Origin of the sequence: Salinivibrio sp. PR919 (genome assembly GCF_001995355.1) — a bacterium.
Classification (GTDB): domain Bacteria; phylum Pseudomonadota; class Gammaproteobacteria; order Enterobacterales; family Vibrionaceae; genus Salinivibrio; species Salinivibrio proteolyticus.
Map to the genome: position 1 here is coordinate 1 of NZ_MUFL01000051.1, position 24,997 is coordinate 24,997.

General features: G+C 50.2%; 22 protein-coding genes and 1 rRNA gene. 17 read left to right on the plus strand and 6 right to left on the minus strand.

The window, feature by feature from the left end; translation table 11 throughout:
• The 14 genes from BZG83_RS10620 to BZG83_RS10685 all read left to right on the plus strand — a co-directional run.
• Positions 1-694, plus strand: a 694-nt coding sequence (locus BZG83_RS10620) for a phosphatidate cytidylyltransferase (protein WP_108744055.1), incomplete at its 5' end; no start/stop codon positions are given.
• Between the two features lie 18 nt (positions 695-712).
• On the plus strand, positions 713-1,909 hold the full coding sequence (gene ispC / locus BZG83_RS10625; protein ID WP_077480442.1) for a 1-deoxy-D-xylulose-5-phosphate reductoisomerase: 1,197 nt from the start codon (positions 713-715) through the stop codon (positions 1,907-1,909).
• Positions 1,906-3,261 carry a sigma E protease regulator RseP gene (gene rseP, locus BZG83_RS10630; RefSeq protein ID WP_077480443.1) on the plus strand — a complete coding sequence of 452 codons (1,356 nt, stop codon included), beginning with the start codon at positions 1,906-1,908 and terminating at the stop codon, positions 3,259-3,261. The genes ispC and rseP overlap by 4 nt, the downstream gene beginning before the upstream one ends.
• A gap of 32 nt (positions 3,262-3,293) precedes the next feature.
• Complete coding sequence (gene bamA / locus BZG83_RS10635) at positions 3,294-5,732, plus strand: outer membrane protein assembly factor BamA (RefSeq protein ID WP_077480444.1); 2,439 nt, start codon at positions 3,294-3,296, stop codon at positions 5,730-5,732.
• Between the two features lie 20 nt (positions 5,733-5,752).
• On the plus strand, positions 5,753-6,262 hold the full coding sequence (locus BZG83_RS10640) for an OmpH family outer membrane protein (protein ID WP_069588615.1): 510 nt from the start codon (positions 5,753-5,755) through the stop codon (positions 6,260-6,262).
• A gap of 18 nt (positions 6,263-6,280) precedes the next feature.
• On the plus strand, positions 6,281-7,306 hold the full coding sequence (lpxD, locus tag BZG83_RS10645) for a UDP-3-O-(3-hydroxymyristoyl)glucosamine N-acyltransferase (protein ID WP_077480445.1): 1,026 nt from the start codon (positions 6,281-6,283) through the stop codon (positions 7,304-7,306).
• Between the two features lie 84 nt (positions 7,307-7,390).
• The gene (gene fabZ / locus BZG83_RS10650; protein WP_069588651.1) at positions 7,391-7,843 is read left to right on the plus strand and encodes a 3-hydroxyacyl-ACP dehydratase FabZ; all 453 of its coding nucleotides are present in this window, start codon (positions 7,391-7,393) and stop codon (positions 7,841-7,843) included.
• Between the two features lie 2 nt (positions 7,844-7,845).
• Complete coding sequence (gene lpxA, locus BZG83_RS10655) at positions 7,846-8,634, plus strand: acyl-ACP--UDP-N-acetylglucosamine O-acyltransferase (protein ID WP_077480446.1); 789 nt, start codon at positions 7,846-7,848, stop codon at positions 8,632-8,634.
• Positions 8,634-9,791, plus strand: a complete 1,158-nt coding sequence (gene lpxB, locus BZG83_RS10660; protein WP_077480447.1) for a lipid-A-disaccharide synthase — start codon at positions 8,634-8,636, stop codon at positions 9,789-9,791. Before lpxA ends, lpxB begins: the two co-directional genes overlap by 1 nt.
• Positions 9,781-10,380: a ribonuclease HII gene (gene rnhB, locus BZG83_RS10665; protein ID WP_077480448.1), complete on the plus strand. Its 600-nt coding sequence runs from the start codon at positions 9,781-9,783 to the stop codon at positions 10,378-10,380. The genes lpxB and rnhB overlap by 11 nt, the downstream gene beginning before the upstream one ends.
• Before the next feature lie 46 nt (positions 10,381-10,426).
• The gene (dnaE, locus tag BZG83_RS10670) at positions 10,427-13,906 is read left to right on the plus strand and encodes a DNA polymerase III subunit alpha (protein WP_077480449.1); all 3,480 of its coding nucleotides are present in this window, start codon (positions 10,427-10,429) and stop codon (positions 13,904-13,906) included.
• Positions 13,907-13,961: 55 nt separating this feature from the next.
• Positions 13,962-14,921, plus strand: a complete 960-nt coding sequence (accA, locus tag BZG83_RS10675) for an acetyl-CoA carboxylase carboxyl transferase subunit alpha (protein ID WP_069588627.1) — start codon at positions 13,962-13,964, stop codon at positions 14,919-14,921.
• A gap of 100 nt (positions 14,922-15,021) precedes the next feature.
• Positions 15,022-16,338: a tRNA lysidine(34) synthetase TilS gene (gene tilS, locus BZG83_RS10680; RefSeq protein ID WP_077480450.1), complete on the plus strand. Its 1,317-nt coding sequence runs from the start codon at positions 15,022-15,024 to the stop codon at positions 16,336-16,338.
• Between the two features lie 123 nt (positions 16,339-16,461).
• The gene (locus BZG83_RS10685; RefSeq protein ID WP_077480451.1) at positions 16,462-17,811 is read left to right on the plus strand and encodes a sodium-dependent transporter; all 1,350 of its coding nucleotides are present in this window, start codon (positions 16,462-16,464) and stop codon (positions 17,809-17,811) included.
• A gap of 76 nt (positions 17,812-17,887) precedes the next feature.
• On the opposite strand, the gene BZG83_RS10690 is transcribed toward BZG83_RS10685, so the two are convergent.
• The 4 genes from BZG83_RS10690 to BZG83_RS10705 all read right to left on the minus strand — a co-directional run bounded on the left by BZG83_RS10690 (position 17,888) and on the right by BZG83_RS10705 (position 20,446).
• On the minus strand, positions 17,888-18,076 hold the full coding sequence (locus BZG83_RS10690; RefSeq protein ID WP_069588631.1) for a DUF4250 domain-containing protein: 189 nt from the start codon (positions 18,074-18,076) through the stop codon (positions 17,888-17,890).
• A gap of 1 nt (position 18,077) precedes the next feature.
• Positions 18,078-18,281 (minus strand): YaeP family protein, encoded by a 204-nt coding sequence (locus tag BZG83_RS10695; RefSeq protein WP_077480452.1) that lies wholly within the window; start codon positions 18,279-18,281, stop codon positions 18,078-18,080.
• 61 nt (positions 18,282-18,342) lie between these two features.
• Positions 18,343-19,197: a GGDEF domain-containing protein gene (locus tag BZG83_RS10700; RefSeq protein ID WP_069588634.1), complete on the minus strand. Its 855-nt coding sequence runs from the start codon at positions 19,195-19,197 to the stop codon at positions 18,343-18,345.
• A 118-nt stretch (positions 19,198-19,315) separates the two neighbouring features.
• Positions 19,316-20,446 carry a patatin-like phospholipase family protein gene (locus BZG83_RS10705; protein WP_077480453.1) on the minus strand — a complete coding sequence of 377 codons (1,131 nt, stop codon included), beginning with the start codon at positions 20,444-20,446 and terminating at the stop codon, positions 19,316-19,318.
• A gap of 169 nt (positions 20,447-20,615) precedes the next feature.
• Here BZG83_RS10705 and BZG83_RS10710 point away from each other — a divergent pair, with 169 nt between their 5' ends.
• Positions 20,616-21,227, plus strand: a complete 612-nt coding sequence (locus BZG83_RS10710) for a superoxide dismutase (protein ID WP_077480454.1) — start codon at positions 20,616-20,618, stop codon at positions 21,225-21,227.
• Positions 21,228-21,273: 46 nt separating this feature from the next.
• Here the strand turns inward: BZG83_RS10710 and BZG83_RS10715 are convergent, their stop codons facing one another.
• Both BZG83_RS10715 and tsaA read right to left on the minus strand, forming a co-directional pair.
• Positions 21,274-22,989: a proline--tRNA ligase gene (locus tag BZG83_RS10715; RefSeq protein ID WP_069588640.1), complete on the minus strand. Its 1,716-nt coding sequence runs from the start codon at positions 22,987-22,989 to the stop codon at positions 21,274-21,276.
• Positions 22,990-23,035: 46 nt separating this feature from the next.
• Positions 23,036-23,761, minus strand: coding sequence for a tRNA (N6-threonylcarbamoyladenosine(37)-N6)-methyltransferase TrmO (tsaA, locus tag BZG83_RS10720; RefSeq protein ID WP_077480455.1), 726 nt, complete (start codon positions 23,759-23,761; stop codon positions 23,036-23,038).
• A gap of 124 nt (positions 23,762-23,885) precedes the next feature.
• On the opposite strand from tsaA, the gene gmhB reads away from it, so the two are divergent.
• Entirely contained in the window at positions 23,886-24,434 is a 549-nt protein-coding gene (gene gmhB, locus BZG83_RS10725; RefSeq protein WP_077480456.1) for a D-glycero-beta-D-manno-heptose 1,7-bisphosphate 7-phosphatase, read from the plus strand.
• Between the two features lie 419 nt (positions 24,435-24,853).
• Positions 24,854-24,997: ribosomal RNA gene (locus BZG83_RS10730) — 16S ribosomal RNA — on the plus strand; the annotation flags it as partial.

Genomic DNA, 24,997 nt, shown 5'->3' on the forward strand with positions numbered 1-24,997 from the left:
GCTTACCTTTATCGTTCCAGCTGCGGCAGTGGCGCTATCCATTTATAGTCTCCCTTTTAGTGCCTATGCGCTGAGCCATTTAGCAGTGGCGCCCTTTTCGGTAGCAGCAGCGGGCGCGGCATGGTGGTTGTTTGCCACCGGGTTGGTCTTAGCCTTTCCTAAATCCGGAGCGCTTTGGACGCACAGTCGCTTATTGCGCCAACTATTCGGTCTTTTGACCTTATTGCCCTTTATGTGGAGCGTGTTGATTTTACGCGCCGCAGACTATCAATTTTCCACCTATTACGGTGCGAAACTGGTACTTCTGGTGTTTGTGTTGGTGTGGTGTGCCGACAGCGGTGCCTACTTTGCTGGTAAAGCCTTCGGTAAGCATAAAATGGCACCGGCGGTGAGCCCCAACAAAACCCTGGAAGGCTTGCTCGGTGGACTGATTGCCGCCGTTGCTGTGACATGGGCCGGTGCGCAGCTTCTCGATATTCATTTTGCGAGTGTGGGCGCGCTGCTTTGTATCGCTGTGGTTACAGCGTTAGCATCGGTGCTGGGCGATTTGGCAGAGAGCATGTTTAAGCGTGTCTCTGGCGTGAAAGACAGTGGGAATTTATTACCCGGCCACGGCGGTATTTTGGATAGAATTGATAGTTTGACCGCTGCATTTCCCGTTTTTACCGTGCTGTATTTCGCGTTTGCGAATTAAGTAAAACGAGCGTATCACATGCAAAAAATCACTGTATTAGGTGCCACTGGCTCGATCGGAACCAGTACGCTTTCTGTAGTTGAGGCAAATCCTCAACAGTTCGAAGTGACCGCACTGGCGGCCAATAACAATGTGGAAAAGATGACCCGCCTATGTTTGCATTGGCGGCCGCGTTTTGCGGCCATGGCCGATGAGAACGCTGCATTGGAACTGGCACAAGCGCTTAAGGCGAAAGGGGTTAACACAGAAGTGTTGGCCGGTGAGCAAGGTTTATGCACACTCGCATCTTTGCCTGAAGTTGATATGGTGATGGCTGCGGTGGTGGGGGCGGCAGGCTTGATGCCGACCATGGCTGCGGTGAAAGCGGGTAAGCGCGTTTTGCTTGCCAATAAAGAGGCCTTGGTGATGTCAGGGCAATTCTTTATTGATGCGGTTTATCAATATGGCGCAGAGCTGTTACCTATCGATAGTGAGCACAATGCGATTTTTCAGTGCTTACCGCAGGTTGTACAAGCTAACCCCGGCCGCTGCGATCTGAGTGCCGCGGGCGTGAGCAAAATCTTGCTCACAGGCTCAGGGGGGCCTTTCCGCTATCGTGAACCTGAGACCTTGCATACCGTGAGCGTAGCGGAAGCGGTTGCTCACCCCAATTGGTCGATGGGACCAAAAATCTCCGTTGATTCCGCCACCATGATGAATAAAGGCTTGGAGTATATTGAAGCACGTTGGTTATTTAATGCGCGTGCCGATCAGCTAGAGGTGGTGATCCATCCTCAGTCGGTCATCCACTCGATGGTGCAAATGAGCGATGGTTCGGTACTCGCCCAATTAGGCACCCCTGATATGTGCACGCCTATCGCCCACGCGATGGCGTATCCATCACGTGTGACGACGTCAGTTGCACCGCTTGATTTTACCCAAATTGGCGAATTTACCTTTATGGCACCGGATGCCCGCCGCTATCCTTGCTTGTCTTTGGCGATTGAGGCGTGCCAGCACGGGCAAGCGGCGACAACGACACTCAATGCCGCCAATGAACAAGCGGTGGATGCCTTCTTAAAAGACCAGATAGGCTTTATGGACATCGCACGGATTAATGAGGCGGTGTTATCACAAAGCACACTTCGCTCGCCATCAAGCTTGGATTGCTTGCTGGAGCTGGATAGAATGGCGCGAATTACGGCTAAGGAGCACATTGCTAAGGTTGCAAAATGAGTGCATTTCTATGGAACGCAGCGTCATTTATTGTCGCTCTCGGTGTGTTGGTGGCCATTCATGAGTATGGACACTTTTGGGTCGCGCGCCGCTGTGGCGTAAAAGTCGAGCGCTTTTCGATTGGTTTTGGGCGCGCACTATGGCGCTGGCGAGGCAAAGACGATACTGAGTATGTCATTGCTGCCATTCCGTTAGGTGGTTATGTCAAAATGCTCGACGAGCGTATTGAGGCGGTCGCTGAGCATGACAAACCACGTGCATTCAATAATCAACCGCTGTGGCAACGCAGTGCGATTGTCGCCGCAGGGCCTATTGCCAATTTTCTTTTTGCGGTGGTCGCCTATTGGTTGATTTTCATGATGGGGATCCCAGCGGTTAAACCCGTCATTGGTCAAATAACCCCCAACTCCATCGCGGCAGAGGCCGGAATTGAACCGGGTATGGAACTTACCCACATTTCGGGCGTCGAAACCGCAGATTGGCAGGCTGTTAACTTCTCACTCATCAACCATATCGGTGATGAGCAGATGACCATAACAGCAAAGCCAGAAGTGGCATCCAGTTATAGCCGGGACTACAGATTGGATTTAACCGCGTGGCAGTTTAATCCAGAAACTGAGTCTCCGCTGACAACCTTAGGGATCACCCCTTACCGTCCTGCGATAACGCTCAATGTGGCTCAGGTAGTGGAGGGCAGTGCCGCTGCGAAAGCTGGCATTGAGTCTGGTGATACCTTAGTGGCGATTGATGGCAATAGATTACAAGCCTGGTCTGAATTGGTTGAGGCGGTACAAGCAAGCCCGAATCAACCGCTGCAGGTGACGGTGACGCGCGCCGGGCGTGAGCAGGTGTTGAGCCTGACACCGGATGCGCGTGAAAGTAATGGCAAGGTCACCGGCTACGCAGGTATTGCGCCGCAAATGGCACCTTGGCCGGAGGCTTACCGTTTTACGCAGCAGTATGGGCCGCTTGCGGCGATCCCTGAGGCAGTCAGTAAAACCGGACAGGTTATCAGCCTCACCGTCAATATGGTGAAAAAGCTGATTGTAGGGGATGTGGGCGTCAATAACCTGAGCGGGCCGATTTCTATCGCCAAAGGCGCAGGGATGACAGCTGAGATCGGATTGATCTCATTTTTAGGGTTTATGGCGCTGATCAGCGTTAACCTTGGCATTATCAATTTGCTACCCCTACCGGTCTTAGACGGCGGGCATTTATTGTTCTTTGGTATTGAAGCGGTCACGCGCCGTCCTGTACCAGAGCGTGTACAAGACTTTGGGTATCGCATCGGCGCTGCCGTGTTGATGATGGTAATGGCAGTGGCATTGTTTAACGACTTCGCCCGACTTTAAACGGTTAGTATTCAAGGATAAGTCAGAAGCACATGGCGATGAAAAAACTATTAATAGCGTCTCTTTTAGTCAGTAGCAGTGTGGCGCACGCGGATACATTCCAAGTCAGCGATATCCGTTTTGAGGGCCTACAGCGAGTCAGTTTAGGGGCCGCATTGCTCTCCATGCCGGTGCGTGTTGGAGACAAGGTGGATGATGGCGATGTCGCGGATGTCATCAATGCTCTGTTTGCATCGGGTAACTTTGAAGATGTGCGTGTTTATCGTGATGATGATGCACTCTTAGTGAAAGTGATCGAACGCCCAACCATTGCCAGCATTTCGTTTTCAGGCAACAAAGCCATCAAAGAAGAGCAACTGAAAGAAAACCTGACCGCATCAGGGTTGCGTGTAGGTGAGGCGTTAGACCGCACCAAGCTCAGCAAGATTGAAAAAGGCTTAGAAGATTTCTACTACAGCGTGGGAAAATATAGTGCATCGGTGAAAGCCGTGGTCACACCTTTACCACGTAACCGTGCGGATTTGAAATTTGTCTTCACCGAGGGTGTTTCTGCAAAAATCGAGCAGATTAACTTTGTGGGTAACCAAGTCTTCAGTGATGAAGAGCTGCGCGATAATTTCGACTTGCGTGTTGATGTTCCTTGGTGGAACTTCTTGGCTAACGAGAAATACCAAAAGCAAGTGCTGGCGGGTGACTTGGAAAAGCTACGCAGCTACTACCTAAATCGCGGCTATTTGAAGTTCCGCGTTGAATCGACCCAAGTGGCGATTTCTCCGGATAAAAAAGGGGTATACATCACCTTAAATGTTAACGAAGGTAAGCCCTATCAAGTGGCGGATCTAAGCTTCCGCGGCGATCCTGAGAATGAGGAAATCTACCGCTCGTTAGTGGGCTTTACCCGAGGTGATACCTATAACGGGGATAAGGTCACTGCGTTGGAGGAGTCGATTAAGCGCCACCTTGGTGAAACCGGCTTTGCCTACCCGAAAGTGAGTACCTTGCCGACGTTTGATGATAAGAATCAGCAAGTGTCGCTGACGGTCAACGTTGAGCCGGGCAAACGCATCTATGTACGAAACATTCGTTTTACCGGTAATACCACCACCAAGGATGAAGTGCTGCGCCGTGAGATGCGTCAACTTGAAGGCACTTGGCTTAATGCCAAGGCTGTGACTCGCGGTAAAGAACGTCTCAACCGAACCGGTTTTTTCCAAAGTGCTGAAGTAGACACCACGCGGGTACCAGGCACCGACGATCAGGTTGATGTAAATTACAAAGTCAAAGAAGCCAACTCGGGCAGCATCAACTTTGGTATCGGCTATGGTACCGAGTCAGGCGCAAGCTTACAGCTCGGCTTACAGCAAGATAACTTTGCTGGTACGGGTAATCGCTTTGGTATTAATGCCATGGTTAACGATTACCGTAAGAACCTGACGCTTGAGTATCGTGACCCCTACTTTACCCTCGATGGTGTTAGCCTCGGGGGCAAGGTGTTCTATAACGAGTTTGAGGCGCGAGATGCGAACATCGTCGAGTACACAAATAAAAGTTATGGGTCGAAACTGACGTGGGGCTTTTGGACCGATGAACTGAACTCAATTGATTTTGGGTTGGGCTATACCCACAACAAAATTGAAAACATCGGTAAATATTACCAAATTGACAAGTTTATGGAGCGTCACAAGGATCATCAAACTAGCAATGGTGGTTTGGAAGTTGATGACTTTGATTTATCCGTTTCATGGACCCGTAATAACCTCAACCGTGGTTATTTCCCTACGGCAGGTAACTATCAGCGAGCTTCTTACCGAATGACAGTGCCGGGCTCTGACGTCCAGTATTTTAAAATGCAATATGATATCCGTCAGTATGTGCCGTTAACTCAAGAGCATGAGTTCACGCTGTTGATGCGCGGTCGCCTTGGTTACGGCAATGGCTATGGCCAGATCAATGGCCAAGATCATATGTTGCCGTTTTATGAAAACTACTACGCGGGTGGTTTCTCGACCTTGCGTGGTTTCCGCTCGAACACTGTTGGACCCAAAGCCATTTACAAAGACAAAGAAAGTGGCGGTTCTGTTCAGCCGGACGGAGATAAAGAGTATAGCGAAGGTAGCTATGGTTCGAGTGATGCAGTGGGTGGTAACGCCATCGCACAAGGTAGCTTAGAGCTGATTGTGCCCACTCCGTTTGCCTCTGACGAAGCGCGTCAGCAAATTCGTACCAGTGTCTTTGTGGACGCTGCCTCAGTGTGGGACACCGAGTTTGACAGTAGTGAACTGGTAGCAAATGGTTATCCCGCTGGCACGAAAGATTACTCAGATCCATCCAATATCAGTGCCTCTTACGGGGTAGCCCTACAGTGGATGTCACCGATGGCACCTTTGGTGTTTTCAATTGCAAAACCTATTACAAGCCAGCCTGGCGATGATGAAGAGTTCTTTACCTTCACTATCGGGCGCACATTCTGATCATCAGAAAGGAGACTATTGTGAAATCATTTTTGAAAGCAGCGGGACTTAGTGTCGCAATTCTGACCACGTCCATGTACGCATCAGCGGCTGATGCTGCACAGAAAGTGGGCTACGTATCGACTGGGGCGGTGATGTCTCAGCTGGCTCAAAAAAACAACCTAAACGAAAAACTGCGTGCTGAATTCAAAGACCGTGTAGCGGAAATTGAGCGCATGAAAGAAAAGCTCTCAGAAGGGGTTGAAAAGCTGAAACGCAACGGCGAGCTGATGAGCGAAGATGAGCGCATCAAACTGCAGCGTGAACTCCAATCGATGGAGTCGGACTACAAATTAAAAGTAAAAGCGTTACAGGAAGATCAACGCAAGCGTGGTGGCCAAGAAGAGTCTAAACTGGTCAAAAAGCTAAAAACCGCCATCGATCAAGTGGCTGAGCAAGAGGGTTACGACATTGTATTGGATGCCAATGCCATCTTGTACGCTAACCCAGGCGACGATCTCTCTGAAAAAGTCATTAATGCAGTAAAATAACAAACAATCGAGGAGCCCATGGTTTCGATTACTCTCGCTGAATTAGCGGAAAAACTGGACGCTCAGCTCCACGGAGACGGTGCTGTAACAATAACCTCGCTAGCAGGGRTGAATTCAGCGAGAGAAGGGCAAATCACCTTCTTATCGAGCCCGAAATACCGCAAACACTTGGCACAGTGCCGTGCCAGTGCGGTGATGTTAAAAGAAGCGGACGTGTCATACTGCCAAGGCAATGCCTTGGTGGTTGCTGACCCTTATGTGGCTTATGCCAAAGTGGCCCAAATTTTAGATACCACACCTGCCTGTGCCACTGACATTGCGCCGACTGCGGTAGTTGCCGAAGATGCCATTCTGGGTGAAGGCGTGGCGATTGGTCCTAACGCGGTGGTCGAGTCCGGAACCTTAATTGGTGATGGCGTGCAGATTGGTGCGGGCTGTTTTGTCGGCAAAGGCGCCAAACTGGGTGCACGAACCAAACTTTGGGCCAATGTCACCATTTACCATGATGTGGTTTTGGGTGAGGACTGCTTGGTACAGGCGGGAACCGTAATCGGCGCGGATGGCTTTGGCTACGCGAATGAAAAAGGTAAGTGGATTAAGATCCCGCAGCTAGGTCGTGTTGTGATTGGTGATCGGGTAGAAATTGGTGCGTGTACGACCATTGACCGTGGTGCATTGGACGATACCTGCATTGCTGATGGCGTGATTATCGACAACCAGTGTCAGATTGCGCATAATGTATCGATCGGCGAAAACACGGCAGTGGCTGGTGCAACTGTGATGGCAGGCAGCCTAAAAGTAGGTAAGCACTGCATCATCGGCGGCGCCAGTGTGTTTAATGGCCATATGGAAATCACAGACAACGTTACCATCACAGGTATGGCGATGGTAATGCGACCGATTACTGAGCCGGGCATGTACTCGTCCGGCATTCCGTTACAGCCCAACCGCGAGTGGCGGAAAACAGCCGCGCGTGTGCTCAAGATTGACGAGATGCACAAGCGGCTAAAAGAGCTCGAAAAACAGCTCGATAACCAAGCTTAACGCAACTGATTGCAGGCCCGCCTCAAAAACGCGGGCCGTTTTGCGTTAAAGAAGTCAGTATTGGATTTGAACGGGAATACTACCTTGACTCGCGAAAACAAAGTGTTACACATCAACGAAATTAAAGAGCTGCTACCACATCGCTATCCGTTTTTGTTGATTGATCGCGTTACCGATTATGAAGAAGGTCAATACCTTCACGCGATAAAAAATATTACCGTGAATGAGCCTCAATTTACCGGCCACTTTCCTCAGTTGCCTGTGTTTCCTGGTGTATTGATCCTTGAATCAATGGCTCAAGCCACTGGCTTGTTGGCATTTAAGACATTCGGGAAGCCAAAAGACAACGAGCTATACTATTTTGCAAGCGTTGATAACGCGAAATTCCGCCGTCCTGTCACACCGGGAGACCAACTGGTCCTCGAGGTGGAGTTTATAAAAGAGCGCCGAGGAATTGCTGCCTTTACCGGAGTAGCGAAAGTAGACGGAGACGTTGTCTGCTCGGCGGAACTGAAGTGCGCAAGAAGAGAGATCTAATTGTGATCCACGAAACTGCCTATATCCACCCGACCGCCGTTGTAGAAGACGGGGTGACATTGGGAGAAAACGTTAAGATTGGCGCATTTTCTTATATCGGAGAAGGTGTTGAGATTGGTGCGGGTACCGAAGTCATGACCCATGTCGTGATTAAAGGGCCTACGCGTATCGGCCAAGATAACCGCATCTATCAATTCGCATCGATCGGTGAAGCGTGCCAAGACCTGAAATATGCGGGTGAGCCCACGACGCTAGAAATTGGCGATCGCAACACCATTCGTGAAAGTGTCACCATGCACCGTGGTACGGTACAAGACAAAGGTGAGACCAAAGTTGGCAATGATAACCTATTCATGATCAACGCCCACGTGGCACACGATTGTGTGATCGGAAATCACTGTATTTTTGCCAACAATGCGACCCTAGCCGGTCATGTACACATCGACGATTACGTCATTGTGGGCGGCATGTCTGCGATCCACCAATTCTGTGTGGTGGGTAGCCATGCGATGTTAGGTGGCGGTTCTATTGTGGTCCAAGATGTACCACCCTATGTGATGGCTCAGGGTAATCATTGCGCGCCTTTCGGTATTAACGTGGAAGGTTTGAAGCGTCGCGGATTCGAGAAAGCCTCGATTCGTGCGATTCGTGCGGTTTACAAGAACATGTATCGTTCCGGTAAAACCCTTGAAGAGGTCAAACAGGCGTTGGCTAGTCAGGTCGAGGACGATCCTGCCTTGGCCCTTTTTGTTGACTTCTTTGAACGTTCAACACGAGGCATCATTCGTTAATGTTGCCCAGCGAACGTCCATTACGAGTGGGAATTGTCGCCGGAGAAATCTCCGGCGATGTTTTAGGTGAAGGCCTTATCAAGGCAATTAAGGCCCAATACGGCAATGTTGAATTTGTCGGTATTGGTGGGCCGCGCATGATTGCGCAAGGCTGCCAGAGCCTATTTGATATGGAAGAGCTTGCTGTAATGGGGCTGGTTGAAGTGCTCGGCCGTTTGCCCCGTTTGCTGAAGGTGAAAGCGAGCCTCGTCAAATACTTCACTACCCATCCCCCCGATGTGTTTATCGGTATTGATGCGCCTGATTTCAACTTACGTCTCGAAGCATCGTTAAAACAGGCCGGCATTAAAACGGTTCACTATGTCAGTCCCTCGGTCTGGGCATGGCGTCAAAAGCGTATTTTTAAAATTGCGGCCGCGACCGATCTTGTCTTGGCGTTTTTACCCTTCGAAAAAGCGTTTTACGATAAGTTCAACGTGCCCTGCGCGTTTGTCGGCCACACTATGGCCGATAGCATTCCCATGCAAGTCGATCAGCGCGAAGCACAACAAGCGTTGGGGCTGGATACCAACAAACGTTGGTTAGCCGTCTTGCCGGGAAGTCGTGGGAGTGAGATGGCAATGTTGGCGCCGCCATTTTTGCAAACCTGCCAGCGTCTTTCACAGCAGTATCCTGATCTCGGCTTTGTGGTCGCCTTGGTGAATGACGCACGCCGTGCACAATTCGAGCAGGCGTGGCAAACCCATGCGCCGGAATTGTCATTTACCTTGGTGAATGATACGGCAAGACAAGTGATCAGTGCTTCTGATGCGGTGTTGCTGGCCTCTGGTACCGTTGCCCTTGAGTGTATGTTACTGAAGCGTCCCATGGTTGTAGGCTATAAAGTGAAGCCTTTGACTGCGTGGCTAGCACGGCGTTTGCTCAAAACGCGCTATGTGTCTTTGCCCAATATCCTCGCCGATGCCCCTTTGGTGCCCGAGTTATTGCAAGAAGAGTGCGAGCCTGAGGCGCTGGCAGCAGCTGTTTCACGGATGTTGGATGGCGATAACCAAGCCTTGCTTGAGACTTTTACACAGCTGCATCAAACCATTCGTAAAGATGCGGATGCCTCTGCAGCCTCCGCAGTATTAGAGTTAGTAAAAAATCATGACAGATGAGGCATTTGTATACCCTGACGCACGCTTGATTGCTGGCGTGGATGAAGTCGGGCGAGGTCCTTTGGTGGGCGCGGTTGTCACGGCGGCTGTTATCCTCGATCCGAATCAACCGATTGAAGGGCTCACCGATTCAAAAAAGCTGAGTGAGAAAAAACGTCTCGCGTTGTACGATGAAATCAAAGCCAAAGCCTTGGCGTGGTCGGTAGGGCGCGCAGAGCCCGAAGAAATTGATCGCTTAAATATTCTTCAGGCCACCATGGTCGCGATGCAACGCGCTATTGCAGGCCTAGCCGTTACTCCCGATTACGCATTGATTGATGGTAATCGTGTTCCCTCGCTCCCGATGCCGGCGCAAGCGGTGGTGAAAGGCGACTTGCGCGTCGCCGAGATCAGTGCGGCGTCGATCTTGGCGAAAGTAGACCGTGATAGAGAAATGGCTGAGTTGGACATCGCCTATCCGGCCTATGGATTTGCCCAGCATAAAGGCTATCCTACCAAGGCGCATATGGCCGCATTGAGTGAGCATGGCGCTTTACCAATGCACAGAAAAAGCTTTAAACCGGTTAAACGCGCCCTTGGTTTAGCGTAAGTGACGGCGCTTTATCATTTCCAATCCCTAGATAGTAACGAGTTTTATGTCTGAGCCACGTTTCGTCCATTTACGTATTCACAGTGATTTCTCCATGGTCGATGGGTTGTCCAAAGTCCCGCCACTGGTTAAGAAAGTGGCCGAAATGGGCATGCCTGCGATGGCCTTGACAGACTTTAGCAACCTTTGTGGGTTGGTAAAGTTCTATAACACCGCGAATAATGTGGGTGTGAAACCTATCATTGGTGCCGATTTTAAGGTGCAGTCGGAGGCGTTTGGCGATGAATTATRCYAGCTGACCCTTCTTGCCGCGGATAAAGCGGGGTATAAAAACCTCACTTTACTGATTTCCAAAGCTTACTTGCGCGGCCATGTTCAACATACGCCAGTGATCGACCAAGAGTGGCTGGTAGAACACGCTGACGGGTTGATTGTATTATCTGGCGGTTGCCGAGGAGACTTGGGCAAAGCTTTACTGAAAGGCAATAAAGCGCTTGCTGAAGAGTGCGCCCGTTTTTATCAAGCCCATTTTCCCAATGCTTATTACATGGAGCTCGTTCGCACCGGACGTCAGGATGAAGAAGTGTACCTACACTTTGCGGTCGACTTTGCCACCGAGCACGACCTGCCAGTGGTGGCGACGAACGAAGTGTGCTTTATCTCGCCCGACGAGTTTGACGCCCACGAGATCCGCGTGGCCATCCACGATGGTTATACGTTAGACGACCCACGTCGCCCGAAAAACTACAGTGCCGAGCAATATCTGCGCACCGAGCAAGAGATGTGCGATCTCTTTGCGGATATCCCAGAAGCATTGGCAAATAGCGTGGAAATTGCCAAGCGCTGTAATGTGCCGGTCAGACTTAATGAATACTTCCTGCCGAACTTCCCAACCGAAGGGATGGAGATTGATCAGTACTTGGTCAAACGCTCCAAAGAAGGCCTAGAAGAGCGACTGGCGTTTCTCTTCCCTGATGAGAAAGAGCGCGCCCTCAAGCGACCTGAATACGACGAGCGCCTTGACCGTGAACTCGGCGTGATTAACCAAATGGGCTTCCCTGGTTACTTTTTGATCGTAATGGAGTTTATCCAATGGTCAAAAGATAACGATATTCCGGTGGGACCCGGACGGGGTTCAGGAGCCGGCTCCTTGGTTGCGTACGCCCTTAAAATCACTGATTTGGATCCGCTAGAGTTCGATCTGCTTTTTGAGCGTTTCTTGAACCCAGAGCGGGTTTCCATGCCCGATTTCGATGTCGACTTTTGCATGGATAAGCGTGATTTGGTGATCGACCACGTGGCCGAAATGTACGGCCGGGATGCGGTATCCCAGATCATTACTTTCGGTACCATGGCGGCCAAAGCGGTGATCCGAGACGTGGGTCGTGTATTGGGCCACCCCTATGGGTTTGTTGACCGTATTTCTAAATTGGTGCCGCCCGACCCGGGAATGACGCTGGCAAAGGCGTTTGAAGCTGAACCGCAGTTGGTTGAGGTTTACAACGCAGACGAAGAAGTTAAAGCGTTGATCGACATGGCCCGCATGCTCGAAGGGGTGACACGTAACGCAGGTAAGCACGCGGGCGGGGTGGTGATTTCACCGACGACGATTACGGACTTTGCACCGCTATATTGTGACAGTGAAGGGCACCACCCTGTCACCCAGTTTGATAAAAACGATGTTGAGACGGCCGGTCTTGTGAAGTTTGACTTCTTGGGGCTGCGGACGCTGACCATTATCGACTGGGCGCTGGGAATGATTAACCCTCGCTTACAAGCGCAAGGCAAAGATCCTATCGATATCGCGGCGATTCCGATGGCCGACCAAGCATCATTCGAGATGCTACGTAAGGCAGAAACGACTGCTGTGTTCCAGCTGGAATCGCGGGGCATGAAAGAGCTGATCAAGCGTCTTCAACCAGACTGTTTTGAAGACATGATCGCACTGGTGGCTCTGTTCCGCCCAGGCCCATTGCAATCAGGGATGGTGGATAACTTTATCGACCGTAAACACGGACGAGAACAAGTCTCTTATCCCGATGAAAAGTGGCAACATGAGTCACTGAAAGAGACCCTTGAGCCGACCTACGGCATCATCTTGTATCAAGAGCAGGTGATGCAAATTGCCCAGATCTTAGCCGGGTATACGCTCGGCGGCGCCGATTTGCTGCGTCGTGCGATGGGTAAGAAAAAACCCGAAGAAATGGCCAAGCAGCGCGACATCTTTGAAAAAGGCGCGATCGCAAACGGCATTGATGGCGAACTTGCCATGCGTATCTTCGACTTGGTGGAAAAGTTTGCCGGTTATGGTTTCAACAAATCACACTCCGCCGCTTATGCCTTGGTCTCTTATCAAACACTGTGGTTAAAGGCGCATTATCCGGCTGAATTCATGGCCGCCGTTATGACCGCGGATATGGATAACACCGATAAAGTTGTCGGACTGGTGGAAGAGTGCCGTCGCATGAAACTAACGGTGCTCCCCCCTGATGTGAACGCGGGTTTGCACCGCTTTACCGTCAATGACAAAGGGGAGATTGTCTACGGTATTGGCGCGATTAAAGGGGTGGGTGAAGGACCGATCGACAATATTGTCGCGGCGCGAGAGCAAGATGGCTACTTCCGTGACTTATTTGATTTCTGTGCGCGCATTGATACTAAAAAAGTCAACAAGCGTGTGATTGAACGCTTGATTCGCGCAGGCGCCATGGATAGGCTTGGCCCTCATCGTGCGGCAATGATGGCATCACTCGATGACGCTATTCGCGCGGCCAGTCAGCATCATCAAGCCGAGTCTTACGGACAAACGGATATGTTTGGTGTCCTCACGGATGCCCCGGAAGAGGTCGAGCACGCTTATGCGAATGTGGCACCTTGGCCAGATAAAGTGTGGCTGGAAGGGGAGCGAGAAACCCTAGGGCTGTATTTGACCGGCCATCCCATCAATAGCTATCGTAAAGAGCTTAAACACTATGTGACATGGCGATTGGAAGACGCGCATGCCACTAAGCGTGATGTGGTGTCTACGGTCGCCGGTCTTGTGATTGCTGCGCGTGTCATGACCACCAAGCGCGGTTCACGTCTTGGGATCTTAACCCTCGATGATCGCTCGGGCCGTATGGAAGTGATGCTTTTTTCTGACGTACTCGACAAATATCTCGATCTGGTTGAGAAAGACAGAATTCTGGTGGTCTCAGGACAGGTCAGCTTTGATGACTTCAATGGTGGGCTTAAAATGACGGCCCGTGAAGTCATGGACATCAGCCAAGCGCGAGAAAAATATGCGCGCTGTTTGGGCATCTCTATCATGGAAGAGCAAATTGATGCCCCGTTTTTTGAACGGTTTCATGATACGTTGGCACCTTACCGCTCAGGGACTGTGCCAGTGAATCTTTATTACCAGCGCCGTGATGCACGGGCGCGGTTACGTTTAGGGGCGGAGTGGCGAATTACCCCCGCTGATGAACTGATCGATAATTTAAAAGGCTTGCTTGGCGACGAGCAGGTCGAATTAGAGTTTAACTAAGCTTAGCTGGTGACGCCTCGCGTACACCGGCGGTGACCAATAGGATTCTCTTGGTATGAGTCTTAACTTTTTAGAATTCGAACAACCGATCGCAGAGCTAGAAGCTAAAATCGAAGCCCTTCGCGCTGTCTCCAAGCGTGGCGGAGAAGATGCGGTTAATCTCGATAAGGAAATTGAACAACTGGAAACCAAGAGTCTTGAGCTTACGCGCAAGATCTTTGGTGATTTAGGGGCGTGGCAAGTGGCACAACTGGCGCGCCACCCTCAACGTCCTTACACCTATGATTATGTCGATCTTATCTTTCACGAGTTTGATGAGCTGGCGGGCGATCGCGCCTATGCGGATGACAAAGCCCTAGTAGGCGGTATTGCGCGCTTAGAAGGGCGTCCGGTGATGGTAATTGGTCACCAAAAAGGCCGTGATACCAACGAGAAGGTAAAGCGTAATTTTGGTATGCCAAAGCCTGAAGGATATCGCAAAGCATTACGCTTGATGAAAATGGCAGAGCGATTCAACATGCCGGTGATCACTTTTATTGATACTGCTGGTGCTTACCCTGGCGTGGGGGCAGAAGAGCGTGGTCAGTCAGAAGCCATTGCACGTAACTTGAAGGAAATGGCGGGCCTGACAGTGCCGGTGATCTGTAATGTGGTTGGTGAAGGCGGCTCAGGCGGTGCCTTGGCGATCGGTGTTGGTGACTACGTCAATATGCTTCAGTATTCGACATACTCAGTGATTTCGCCCGAAGGCTGCGCCTCTATTTTGTGGCGCGATTCGGCCAAAGCACCGCAAGCGGCAGACGCAATGGGGATGACTGCACCACGCTTGAAAGAGCTGGGCTTGATTGATGCCGTGATTGAAGAGCCTCTAGGTGGTGCGCATCGCGATATGAAAGCGACGGCACAAAGCATTAAACAAACCTTGATTAGCCAGCTCGCGGATTTGGAAGCATTGGATACTGAAAGCCTACGCGACCGCCGATATCAGCGTTTGCTCAGTTATGGTTACTGCTAATTGCCACTCGGCAATCGAGCACAATGAAAGGGCCTAATGGCCCTTTTCTTTTTGCTACGCGCCAGCAACAATAGGCGCAGACTCACAATGACAGATGCTTATGCTCATCCAATACCTGACAGACACGCTGGCGCCGTTAACGGCTCAGCCACGACAAATTCTTTTAGCCCTGAGTGGGGGATTAGACTCTCGGGTACTGCTGGATCTATTGGCCAGTTATCGCGACCAGCATCCGCAGCACGACTATTCTGTGTGTCATGTTCATCATGGTTTGCAGGCCGATGCCGATAAGTGGGCGGCACWATGTCAGGTTTGGGCGGAGCAAGCGGGTTTTTCCTTCATCCTAAAACATGTCACTCTCGACCCTGAGTTAAGCACAGAGCATGCAGCTAGAGAGGCACGCTATCAAGCCTTTCAAGGGTTACTCCAACCCCATGGACTCGTTCTTACCGCGCAACACAGCGATGATCAAATCGAGACCTTCTTTTTGGCATTGAAGCGAGGAAGTGGTCTGGAAGGATTGGCGGGAATGCCCACTGTGAGAAAACTCGGCAAAGGGCTCTTAGTCCGTCCTTTGTTGGCAGCGTCGCGGGCGCAATTGCATCACTACGCGCGTCAAAAAGGGTTGGCATGGGTGGAAGACCCGAGCAACCAAGATACACACTTTGATCGTAATTTTATCCGTCAACAATGGCTCCCAGAAGCTGACGCGCGTTGGCCGGGGTTTCGCACTGCCGTGCAACGCACGCAGCAATTATGCCAAGAGCAAGCGGCACTCTTAGCAACATTTGTCGCCCCTTTGGTCGAAAACGCCATCGATACGGACAACAGTTTGTCTTTGGCGCATCTCCCTCTTACGGATCTTGCTCTGTGCCGAGCGATGTTACGACACTGGTTGAAGTACCATGATCTGATTTTAACTCAGGCCCAGCTTAATACCCTGATCCAGGATGTGGTGCAGGCAAGAGCGGATGCTAACCCGCAACTGTCGGTTGATGGAAAGAGCATTCGTCGTTATCAGCAGCGTTTGTATCTTATTGCTGACTCTGCGGATGTCACTGCATGGCAAGGTAAACTGACGCCACAATCACCACTACATTTGCCGGATGGACTCGGGCGTTTGGTGCTTCTTCCTTATACAGAGCGCGCGCAAGGATTGGCATTAGGCTCTCTGCCACAATCTTGGCTATCAGTGCAGTTTAATCCCAGCGGGTTAAGCGCCCATCCTGCCGGGCGGCAAGGCCGTCGTAAACTCAAGAAGCTTTATCAAGAATACGGTATTCCAAGTTGGCAGCGGCGTCGCTTGCCAATCCTTTGCGACGAGCGCGGTGTAATCGCAGTGGCGGATTGCTTTGTCAGTCAAGCAGCGGCCGGAAAGGTATGGCGTTTAGTCTGGGAGCGAGAAAACACTGCTTAACATATCCCTTACCCGCCAATTATCTGTCTGCTCATAAAACCACCAGTCAGATAAACGACACTTGCTAAAATTGTCCGAATTACTTAATGTACTAGTCTAATGATACATTGAGGTAAAGAAGTAATGGCATCGAGTCGTGAATTATTTGGCACCCGAATAGGCTTTGTCCTTGCTGCAGCCGGCGCGGCTGTGGGACTAGGCAATATTTGGGGGTTCCCAACGCAGGCGGCGAGCRATGGGGGCGGCGCATTTTTATTAGTCTACTTACTGATGATCTTACTCGTTGCTTTTCCTATGTTGGTCGTGGAAATGGCGATTGGTCGTCATGGCCGCGCTAACCCGTTGGACAGTATGCGTGCGCTGAGTGATAACCCTCTTCTGAAGCGTTTTGGCAGTGGCGTGGGGCTAATTGGCTTGGCCGTACCTTGTATGGTTTTGGCGTTTTACAGCATTGTAGGCGGATGGTTAGTCTCTTTTTTATTGGCTGCAGTGGCAGACATTTTCCAGTTTTCAGACGCATCCGCTTGGTTAAAAGGCTTCTCAGCATCACGTAATCTCTTTGGGGCGGTGGTGTTTTATGTGCTCACCATTGTGATCGTACAGGCGGGGGTTAAGCAGGGGATTGAGCGTTGGTCAACCCGTCTCATGCCCGCGCTGTTTGTCCTCTTTGCTGCGATGTTTGTCTATATCATGACGCTACCCGGCGCGACAGAAGGCTTAAAGCACTACCTGATCCCCGACTTTAGCAAAGTGATGGACAAAGATTTGCTATTAGCAGCCATGGGACAGGGCTTTTTCTCTCTGACCATAGGCGGGTGCTCCATGTTGATTTATGGCTCGTACCTTAGCCACAAAGAAAACCTRCCGAAAATGGCACTGAGTGTCACTTTGGTCGATACCGCAGTGGCGGTAATTGCCGGACTAGTGGTGTTGCCAGCGATGTTTGTTGCCATGCATCAAGGCGTTGAGATTTACGCGCAAGACGGCAGTTTGCTCAGTGCCGATACCTTGGTGTTTACTGTGTTGCCTTTATTATTTGAAAGTTTAGGCGCGGCAGGCCCGTATGTGTCTCTCGTCTTCTTTTTGCTGATGACCATCGCGGCACTGACATCCTCGATTTCTATGCTGGAGTGTCCTGTAGCGCTGGCCAGTGAGCGCTTGGGCTCAAGCCGAAAAATCACCAGCTGGGTGTTAGGGGGTGTGATTGCGCTCTGCAGTGCGGTGATTGTGTTTAACTTCGGTGCGCTATTTGGCTTAGTTGCGAAGGTGGCGACCCAATATTTCCAACCTTTTGCGGCGCTCCTTTTCTGCCTATTTGGTGGTTGGATTTGGTCGCGTGATCGCAAGCTAGCTGCATTGCGCGAAGGTTATGATGATATTGAGCAGAGTCTGTTCTGGAAAATCTGGCCTGTGTATGTGAAGTTTGTTTGTCCTGTGTTGGTTGCCACAGTGTTGTGGGTCTCACTTGGCTAAAGGCGAATGATGGCACGAAAAAAAGCGGACATTAGTCCGCTTTTTTATTGCTGTTTAACAGACAAGGCGAGATGAGTTAACGGAACTGTTTGGCGTCTTCTAAATACGTAAAGCCAGCATCCGCTAAGCGCGCACACAAGGTCTCGCGGTCGATATCATAGTAACGCACTAAGTCCTCTAAACTGGCAAACTCATCACGTAGCTTCATGTTAATAATGCTCATGAGCATGACAGGATCCATCGAGGCATAGTTTTTCAAATCCATCTTAATCCTCGTGATCGCTAATCAATAAATTGGCAGCAGCAAATGCGGCTTGTTCACGACGAGCTGGCGAAACACTCTCGTCACTCGCGATATCATTTAATGCTTTCAGCGCGCAGCTGATAGCTGCAGGAATGTAGCCTTGTTCGCCACTGCCAATCTCGGCATAGCGCTGGCGGATGAGTTCACAGCAATCTGCAACTTTCATAATGGATCTCCTCAATAGTACTGCACGCACTATAGCGAAAGGAGAGCCGTCGAGGAAAGGGTTAGCGAGCGCGTTTTTGGCGATACATGCTCTGATCGGCACGCTCATAAAGTGAAACACTGTTATCGCCTTTACGATATTGGGCATAACCAACCGACGCGCTGATATCGTGCGCGCTGAGTAATCGGTCATTGGTGACCAGATGTTTGACTCTATGGGTGACATTGGCGACTGAATCATCACCGGCGGGCTGTAGCAACACCGCGAATTCGTCACCGCCTAAGCGATAACAGCGGTCGCTACCACGCACGGCCTCTTTGACCAGCAGCGAAAAACGACGAAGCACTTTATCACCGTCTAGGTGGCCATAGTTATCATTGACTTGTTTAAAGTTATCCATATCGAACATCATCATGACCAAGCCAATATTTTGCCGCTCACAAACTGCAACCGCGTGCTGCAAATCCTGCTCAAAGCTGGTTCGGTTGTGCAGTCCGGTTAATCCATCCAGCAGTGCCATGTTCTTTACACGGGTATATTCAACCGCATTGGTCAGCGGACCGGCAAGCAACTTATGGTAGGTGTGTAATAGGCTAATTTCATCCGGATCAAGTTTATACGGAGTGGAGTACTGCAGCACCCCTAATGGTTGCTTATTAAATTTAATCGCGAAGGTTTGGCGGAAAGTATGTTGCTCACCCCGACGGATAATGTTTGAGATTTCGTCGTGCTCCCAAATGATACGACCAATATCAATCTGCTTTTCTACCTCTCGTGCATACACCTCAAACAATACCTTGATATCGAGGTGTCCTTGCAGTTTTTGTAGCAACAACAAACGCTGATCAGCACCCAGCGGAACTTTACGCGGGGCGATGCCAGAGTGTGTGAATTGCTTTAAATGCGAGGCAGTCATTAATAATCAACAGCTATCTGATTTGTGGGTCATGCTGAATAAGCAGAATCCATGCCAGCCTATTATCAAGGCGAAGAGACGTCGTTTGGCTGCGATCTATCTCGTTCTTTTTGGATGACTATTCTATCAACAAGGAGAGGATTTGGGATCTGTGATTCTGTGCGTCTTGGTAGCCGATGTCAATTAACTGGCGAAGATATGCCGGCTCGAACAATAAATAACTGGCAAAGGTGGCATCTTGTGAGGCATTGATGCCTAAAAACCTTAATAGGGCGCGTGCGGCAAAGGGCATATGACGATAAAACCGCTTGGCCACGGGCTCGAAAGGGACCGATGGACGCAGGTGTAAGACATTCACTTTTCTTAATCCTAGCTGGTGGCGCTGCGCGTCGTTCAGGGCAAGGTGAATTTGGTTCATGCGCTGCAAGTTTTCTAAATCGGCAGACAAGGTATCAGCAAATATTGCGTTCATCAGGTGACCGCCCAGCATCGCGAGTCCTGGCGCTGACGGGTCGATATTGCCAGCAGTGCGAATACCTGTGGTTAAATCCAAAATGAGGATCCGTTCCGCACCCATTTTAATCGCCGGTCGCAAAGGGGCGATTTGGTGAATCGCACCATCCCCATAAAACTCATGGCCAATGCGTGAGGCAGGGAATACAAAGGGAATGGCTGAAGAGGCCAGTAAATGCTCTGTCGAGAGTTGACTGCGTCGGCCGACAGCCCTTGCCCGCTCCCACGGCAAAATACTGGTATCGCCTTGAAAAAAACTGACTGATTGGCCGGTTTGATAGTTGGAAGCGGTCACCGATAGGCCATGAAGGTGCCCGGACAGTAACTGATAGTTTAACTTATTAAAATTAATGGTTTGATTAAGCAATTCACGCAATGGGCGATTATTTAACAGGCCAAAAGGTGAAGTGGGTTGATAGCGTGATTGAAAGCGTTGTCCTGTTTGGCTAGCGAGGTGACTTAACAAGCCAATAGGCTGACTGGCAAAAATACGCGACGTATCGAGCCGATGCCATAGCCATGACAACTTTTTGACACCCAGTCGAAAAGATGACGCATAGCTAGCCAGAGACACCGCATTGATTGCGCCGGCAGATGTGCCGGAATATATCGTAAATGGACTGGTATGAACGCGAGGATACCATTCAGCAATGGCAGCCAATACACCGACTTGATAGGCCGCACGCGCACCACCACCAGTCAGAACGAGAGCGATTTTAGGCTTGTGTGTAGGCATATAACCGACGACGTTAAAAGGCTAACAGCTTGATTATAGTTACTTCACGCGCCCTGTTGCACGTTGGTCATCACAACATCCGTTTCTTTTTCACCACAGATAATGAGGTTGAAAATCATTATCAATTCGATCTATGGTGAGGAGGTCAATTAATCGATGGAGTGACAAGATGACTTATTCGTTTCCAGATTTACCTTATGCCTATGATGCTCTCGAACCGCATATTGATGAGGCGACCATGCGCATTCATCACCAGCGTCACCACAAAACCTATTTCGATAAATTCGTGGCCGCGATAAAAGAGACAGACCGCGATGGTGAGCCGGTTGAGGATTTGTTTCGAGATATCTCGTCGCTGCCAGCAGCAATTCGTAATCATGGGGGCGGATATTATAACCACCTGATTTACTGGCAATCGATGACGCCGAATCCTAAGCCTGCGCCAGAAGGCGCACTCTACGATGCGATTATCGAGACCTTCGGCTCACTTGATGCATTTAAAGAGGTTTTTAGTCAGGCGGCAATTGGTCAGTTTGGTTCAGGTTTTGCGTGGCTGGTGGTGAAAGAGGATGGCCAGCTTGCGATCACCTCAACGGCTAATCAAGACAATCCATTGATGGATATTGCAGAGGTCAAAGGTGAACCGATTTTAGGGTGTGATGTCTGGGAGCATGCTTATTATCTTAACTACCAGAACAAACGCCCTGACTACGTGAACGCGTGGTGGAAGGTGGTGAATTGGTCATTTGCCGAAAAAGCCTATCAGCAAGCGATCGGTTAAAAAAATGCCCCGCAACGCGGGGCATTCACTCATTACACGATAAGGCTTAAGCCAGTTTTGCTTGGATAAACGACAAGGCGTCGTCGATAGCGAACGGCACTTTCTCACCGTCGCGGCGATGCTTATATTCAAACACGCCATTATCCATGCTGCGCTCACCGATTACGATGGTATGCGGTACACCGACTAGCTCAATGTCTGAGAACATTACCCCGGGACGTTCTTTACGATCATCAAAGAGTACCTCGATACCGGCAGCTGTCAGATCAGCGTAAAGCTTTTCAGCCGCTTCGCGGACACGCTCAGACTTGTGCATATTCATCGGCACAATCGCAACGGTAAACGGTGCAATCGCGTCTGGCCAAATGATGCCATTTTCATCATGGTTTTGTTCAATCGCAGCGGCAACTACACGTGTCACACCAATACCATAACAGCCCATTTCTAGGGTTGTATTTTTGCCATCTTGGCCGAGGACGCCTGCGCCCATTTTTTCCGAGTAGTTGTTACCCAACTGGAAAATATGGCCAACTTCAATACCGCGCTTAAACATCAAGGTGCCTTTGCCACATGGGCTAGGATCGCCTTCAACCACATTACGCAAATCGGCAACTTGGCCAAGTTCAACGTCACGGCCCCAGTTGATGCCAAAGTAGTGTTTGTCGTCAATGTTGGCACCGGCGCCGAAATCATTCATTACCGCGACGCTGCGATCGACAATAAATGGCGCAGGAAGATTGACCGGACCTAATGAACCGGGACCGGCACCGACCAAGGCGCGAATTTCTTCTTCTGTCGCAAAGGTTAATGGCGCCGCAACTTCAGGAAGGTTTTCTGCCTTCACTTCGTTGAGTTCATGGTCGCCGCGGATAATCAGCGCGATCAGGTCGGCGTCTACTTCATCAGAGGCCTTAACAAACAGGGTCTTGACGGTTTTTTCGATCGGCAACTTAAATTGCTCAACCAACTCGGCAATGGTTTTTGCATTTGGCGTGTCGACCAATTCCATCGCTTGGGTTGGCGCCTCAGCCTGATCTTTAGGCGCGAGTGCTTCTGCCTTTTCGATGTTGGCGGCGTAATCGGACTCGGTGGAGAAAGCAATCAGGTCTTCTCCGCTACCAGCAAGTACGTGGAACTCATGTGACGCTGAGCCACCAATCGCCCCGGTGTCTGCCAGTACCGCGCGGTAATCAAGACCCATGCGATCGAAAATGGCGCAGTAAGCAGCACGCATTTTCTCGTAGCTTTGCTCCATACCCGCTTTGTCGATATCAAAGCTATATGCATCTTTCATGATAAATTCACGTGAACGCATCACGCCAAAGCGTGGCCGCACCTCATCACGGAATTTGGTTTGAATCTGATACAGATTGATCGGCAGTTGTTTATACGAGTTAATCTCGTTGCGCACCAAGTTAGTAATCACTTCTTCATGCGTAGGTCCAAGTACAAAGGGACGTTCGTGACGATCAGCGATGCGAAGCAGTTCCGGACCAAACTTTTCCCAGCGTCCTGTTTCTTGCCATAGATCTGCAGGCTGTACCACTGGCATAAGCGTCTCGACAGCGCCTGACTTGTTCATTTCTTCCCGTACGATGCGCTCAACTTTTTGTAGCACTCGTACACCGGTCGGCAGCCAAGTGTATAGACCTGAAGCAAGTTTACGAATCATACCTGCGCGCAGCATCAGCTGGTGGCTGACAATTTCTGCGTCGCTAGGGGTTTCTTTCAAAGTAGAAAGCAGATATTGACTGGTACGCATTTAAAGTTATCCGTTGATATTAGCGATCAATAATAAGTAGGGCATATTAACAGCGCGGGGGAGTTTCGACAAAAGCTTCTATGGCCTCAACGTGAATCTGGTCGTCAGACACCATGAAACGCACATTGAAATCGAACAGGTGGACGGCATAGTGCTTAGTATCTGGCTTGCCCTTTTTATAGGCAGGGCGAGGGTCTTGTGCGAGCACCTCTTCAATCACTTGGCGTYGGTATATACCCTCAGGATGTTGAGAGAGTGTCGCGAGGGCAGGGTTGGAGAAATGCACCGGCATCAAGTCAGGCTTTTGCTGAGCAAACCCGCCCTGAGCACTATCAAGACAGTCAGAGTAGGGGATATAAGGTTTGATATCGATAATTGGCGTTCGATTGACAAGATCGCACCCCCGTACGACTAACCGAACTTGACCCGGCGTAGACTCAACGCGAACCAGCTCTACCGCTGACATGCCGATACCATTAGGACGAAAGGTCGCACGACTGGCAAAGACGCCGACTCGCTCGTTTCCACCCAAACGCGGGGGGCGAACTGTCGGGGACCAACCTTTATCTAAATTACGATCGAACAAGAATAGTAACCAAAGGTGGGAAAACTGCTCAATGCCTCTCACTGCATCAAGCTGATTCGCGTCATCACGCAACTCAATATATGCCAAGGCACTGGGTGCTAGGCCCGGTTGTCGCGGCACAGCAAACTTTTCTTTAAACGGAGAAATCAAGGTGCCAACAGGAGAGATAGAGAAAGTATCTTGCATAGGGTGAAGTTCGGTTAATAGACGCACGCTAATCTTAACACGCGAGTTTCATTGAGTATGCAAAGATGCAAGCAACCACGCAGCATGTCATAATTATCGCCTAACACTGAATGAGGAATTGTGAGTGAGTTTTCCCGCTGTTTTTATTGATCGCGATGGTGTGGTCAATGTCGACCACGGCTATGTGGCGGATATCGATAATTTTGAGTATATCGAAGGAGTGTTCGACGCATGCCGCGCCCTAAAAGAAAGAGGGTATCTATTAGTGCTGGTGACCAACCAAGCCGGTATCGCCCGTGGTTATTACTCTGAGCAAGACTTTTTGCAGCTGACGGAATGGATGGATTGGAACTTTGCCGACAAGGGCGTGGACTTTGACGGTATTTATTACTGCCCACATCATGCCAGTGAAGGGGTCGGTGAGTATCGGATTGATTGCGATTGTCGCAAACCCAAGCCGGGTATGTTGATTGAGGCTCAGCAAGAGCTCGATATTGATATGTCACGCTCGGTGATGGTCGGTGATAAAGCCGATGACATGAGGGCTGCACAAGCTGCCGGTGTGACTACCCGTATTCTCGTGAGATCAGGAAAGCCTGTGACCGAGGAAGGGGAATCGTTAGCAACCTGCGTGGTGGATTCCATCGCAGATGTCCCAAGTGCATTGAGCTAATTCACACGAGCCTATCAGAATCACACTTTTGTACCTTTTTGGTGATAATTTGTTCTAACGGTTAATTTTGTTGAAAAAAAGACTTGCGACTTAAATTTATCACCCTATAATTCGCTCCTCGTTGGCACGGCAAACCGCGCTAACAAACGGCAGCAAAGCCAAGTAAACAAAAAGCTTGACTCACTGCCTCGGTGGCGTAAAATGCCACTCCCGCTCAAGATTGAGCGACGCTCTTTAACAATTTGACCTATGCAATCTGTGTGGGCACTCGTTGAGAATAGACAAAAAGATTTATTCGATGAACTGAGTGACCAAACGACAACTTTTATAGTTGTTCGGCACAGTCAATTCGTTTTTCTCTTCGGAGAKRAACAGTAATCAGTATTCATTGAGCTGAAACTTCGGTTTCGAAAAAACTTTAATTGAAGAGTTTGATCATGGCTCAGATTGAACGCTGGCGGCAGGCCTAACACATGCAAGTCGAGCGGAAACGGCAGTATTGAAGCTTCGGTGGATTTACTGGACGTCGAGCGGCGGACGGGTGAGTAACGGCTGGGAACCTG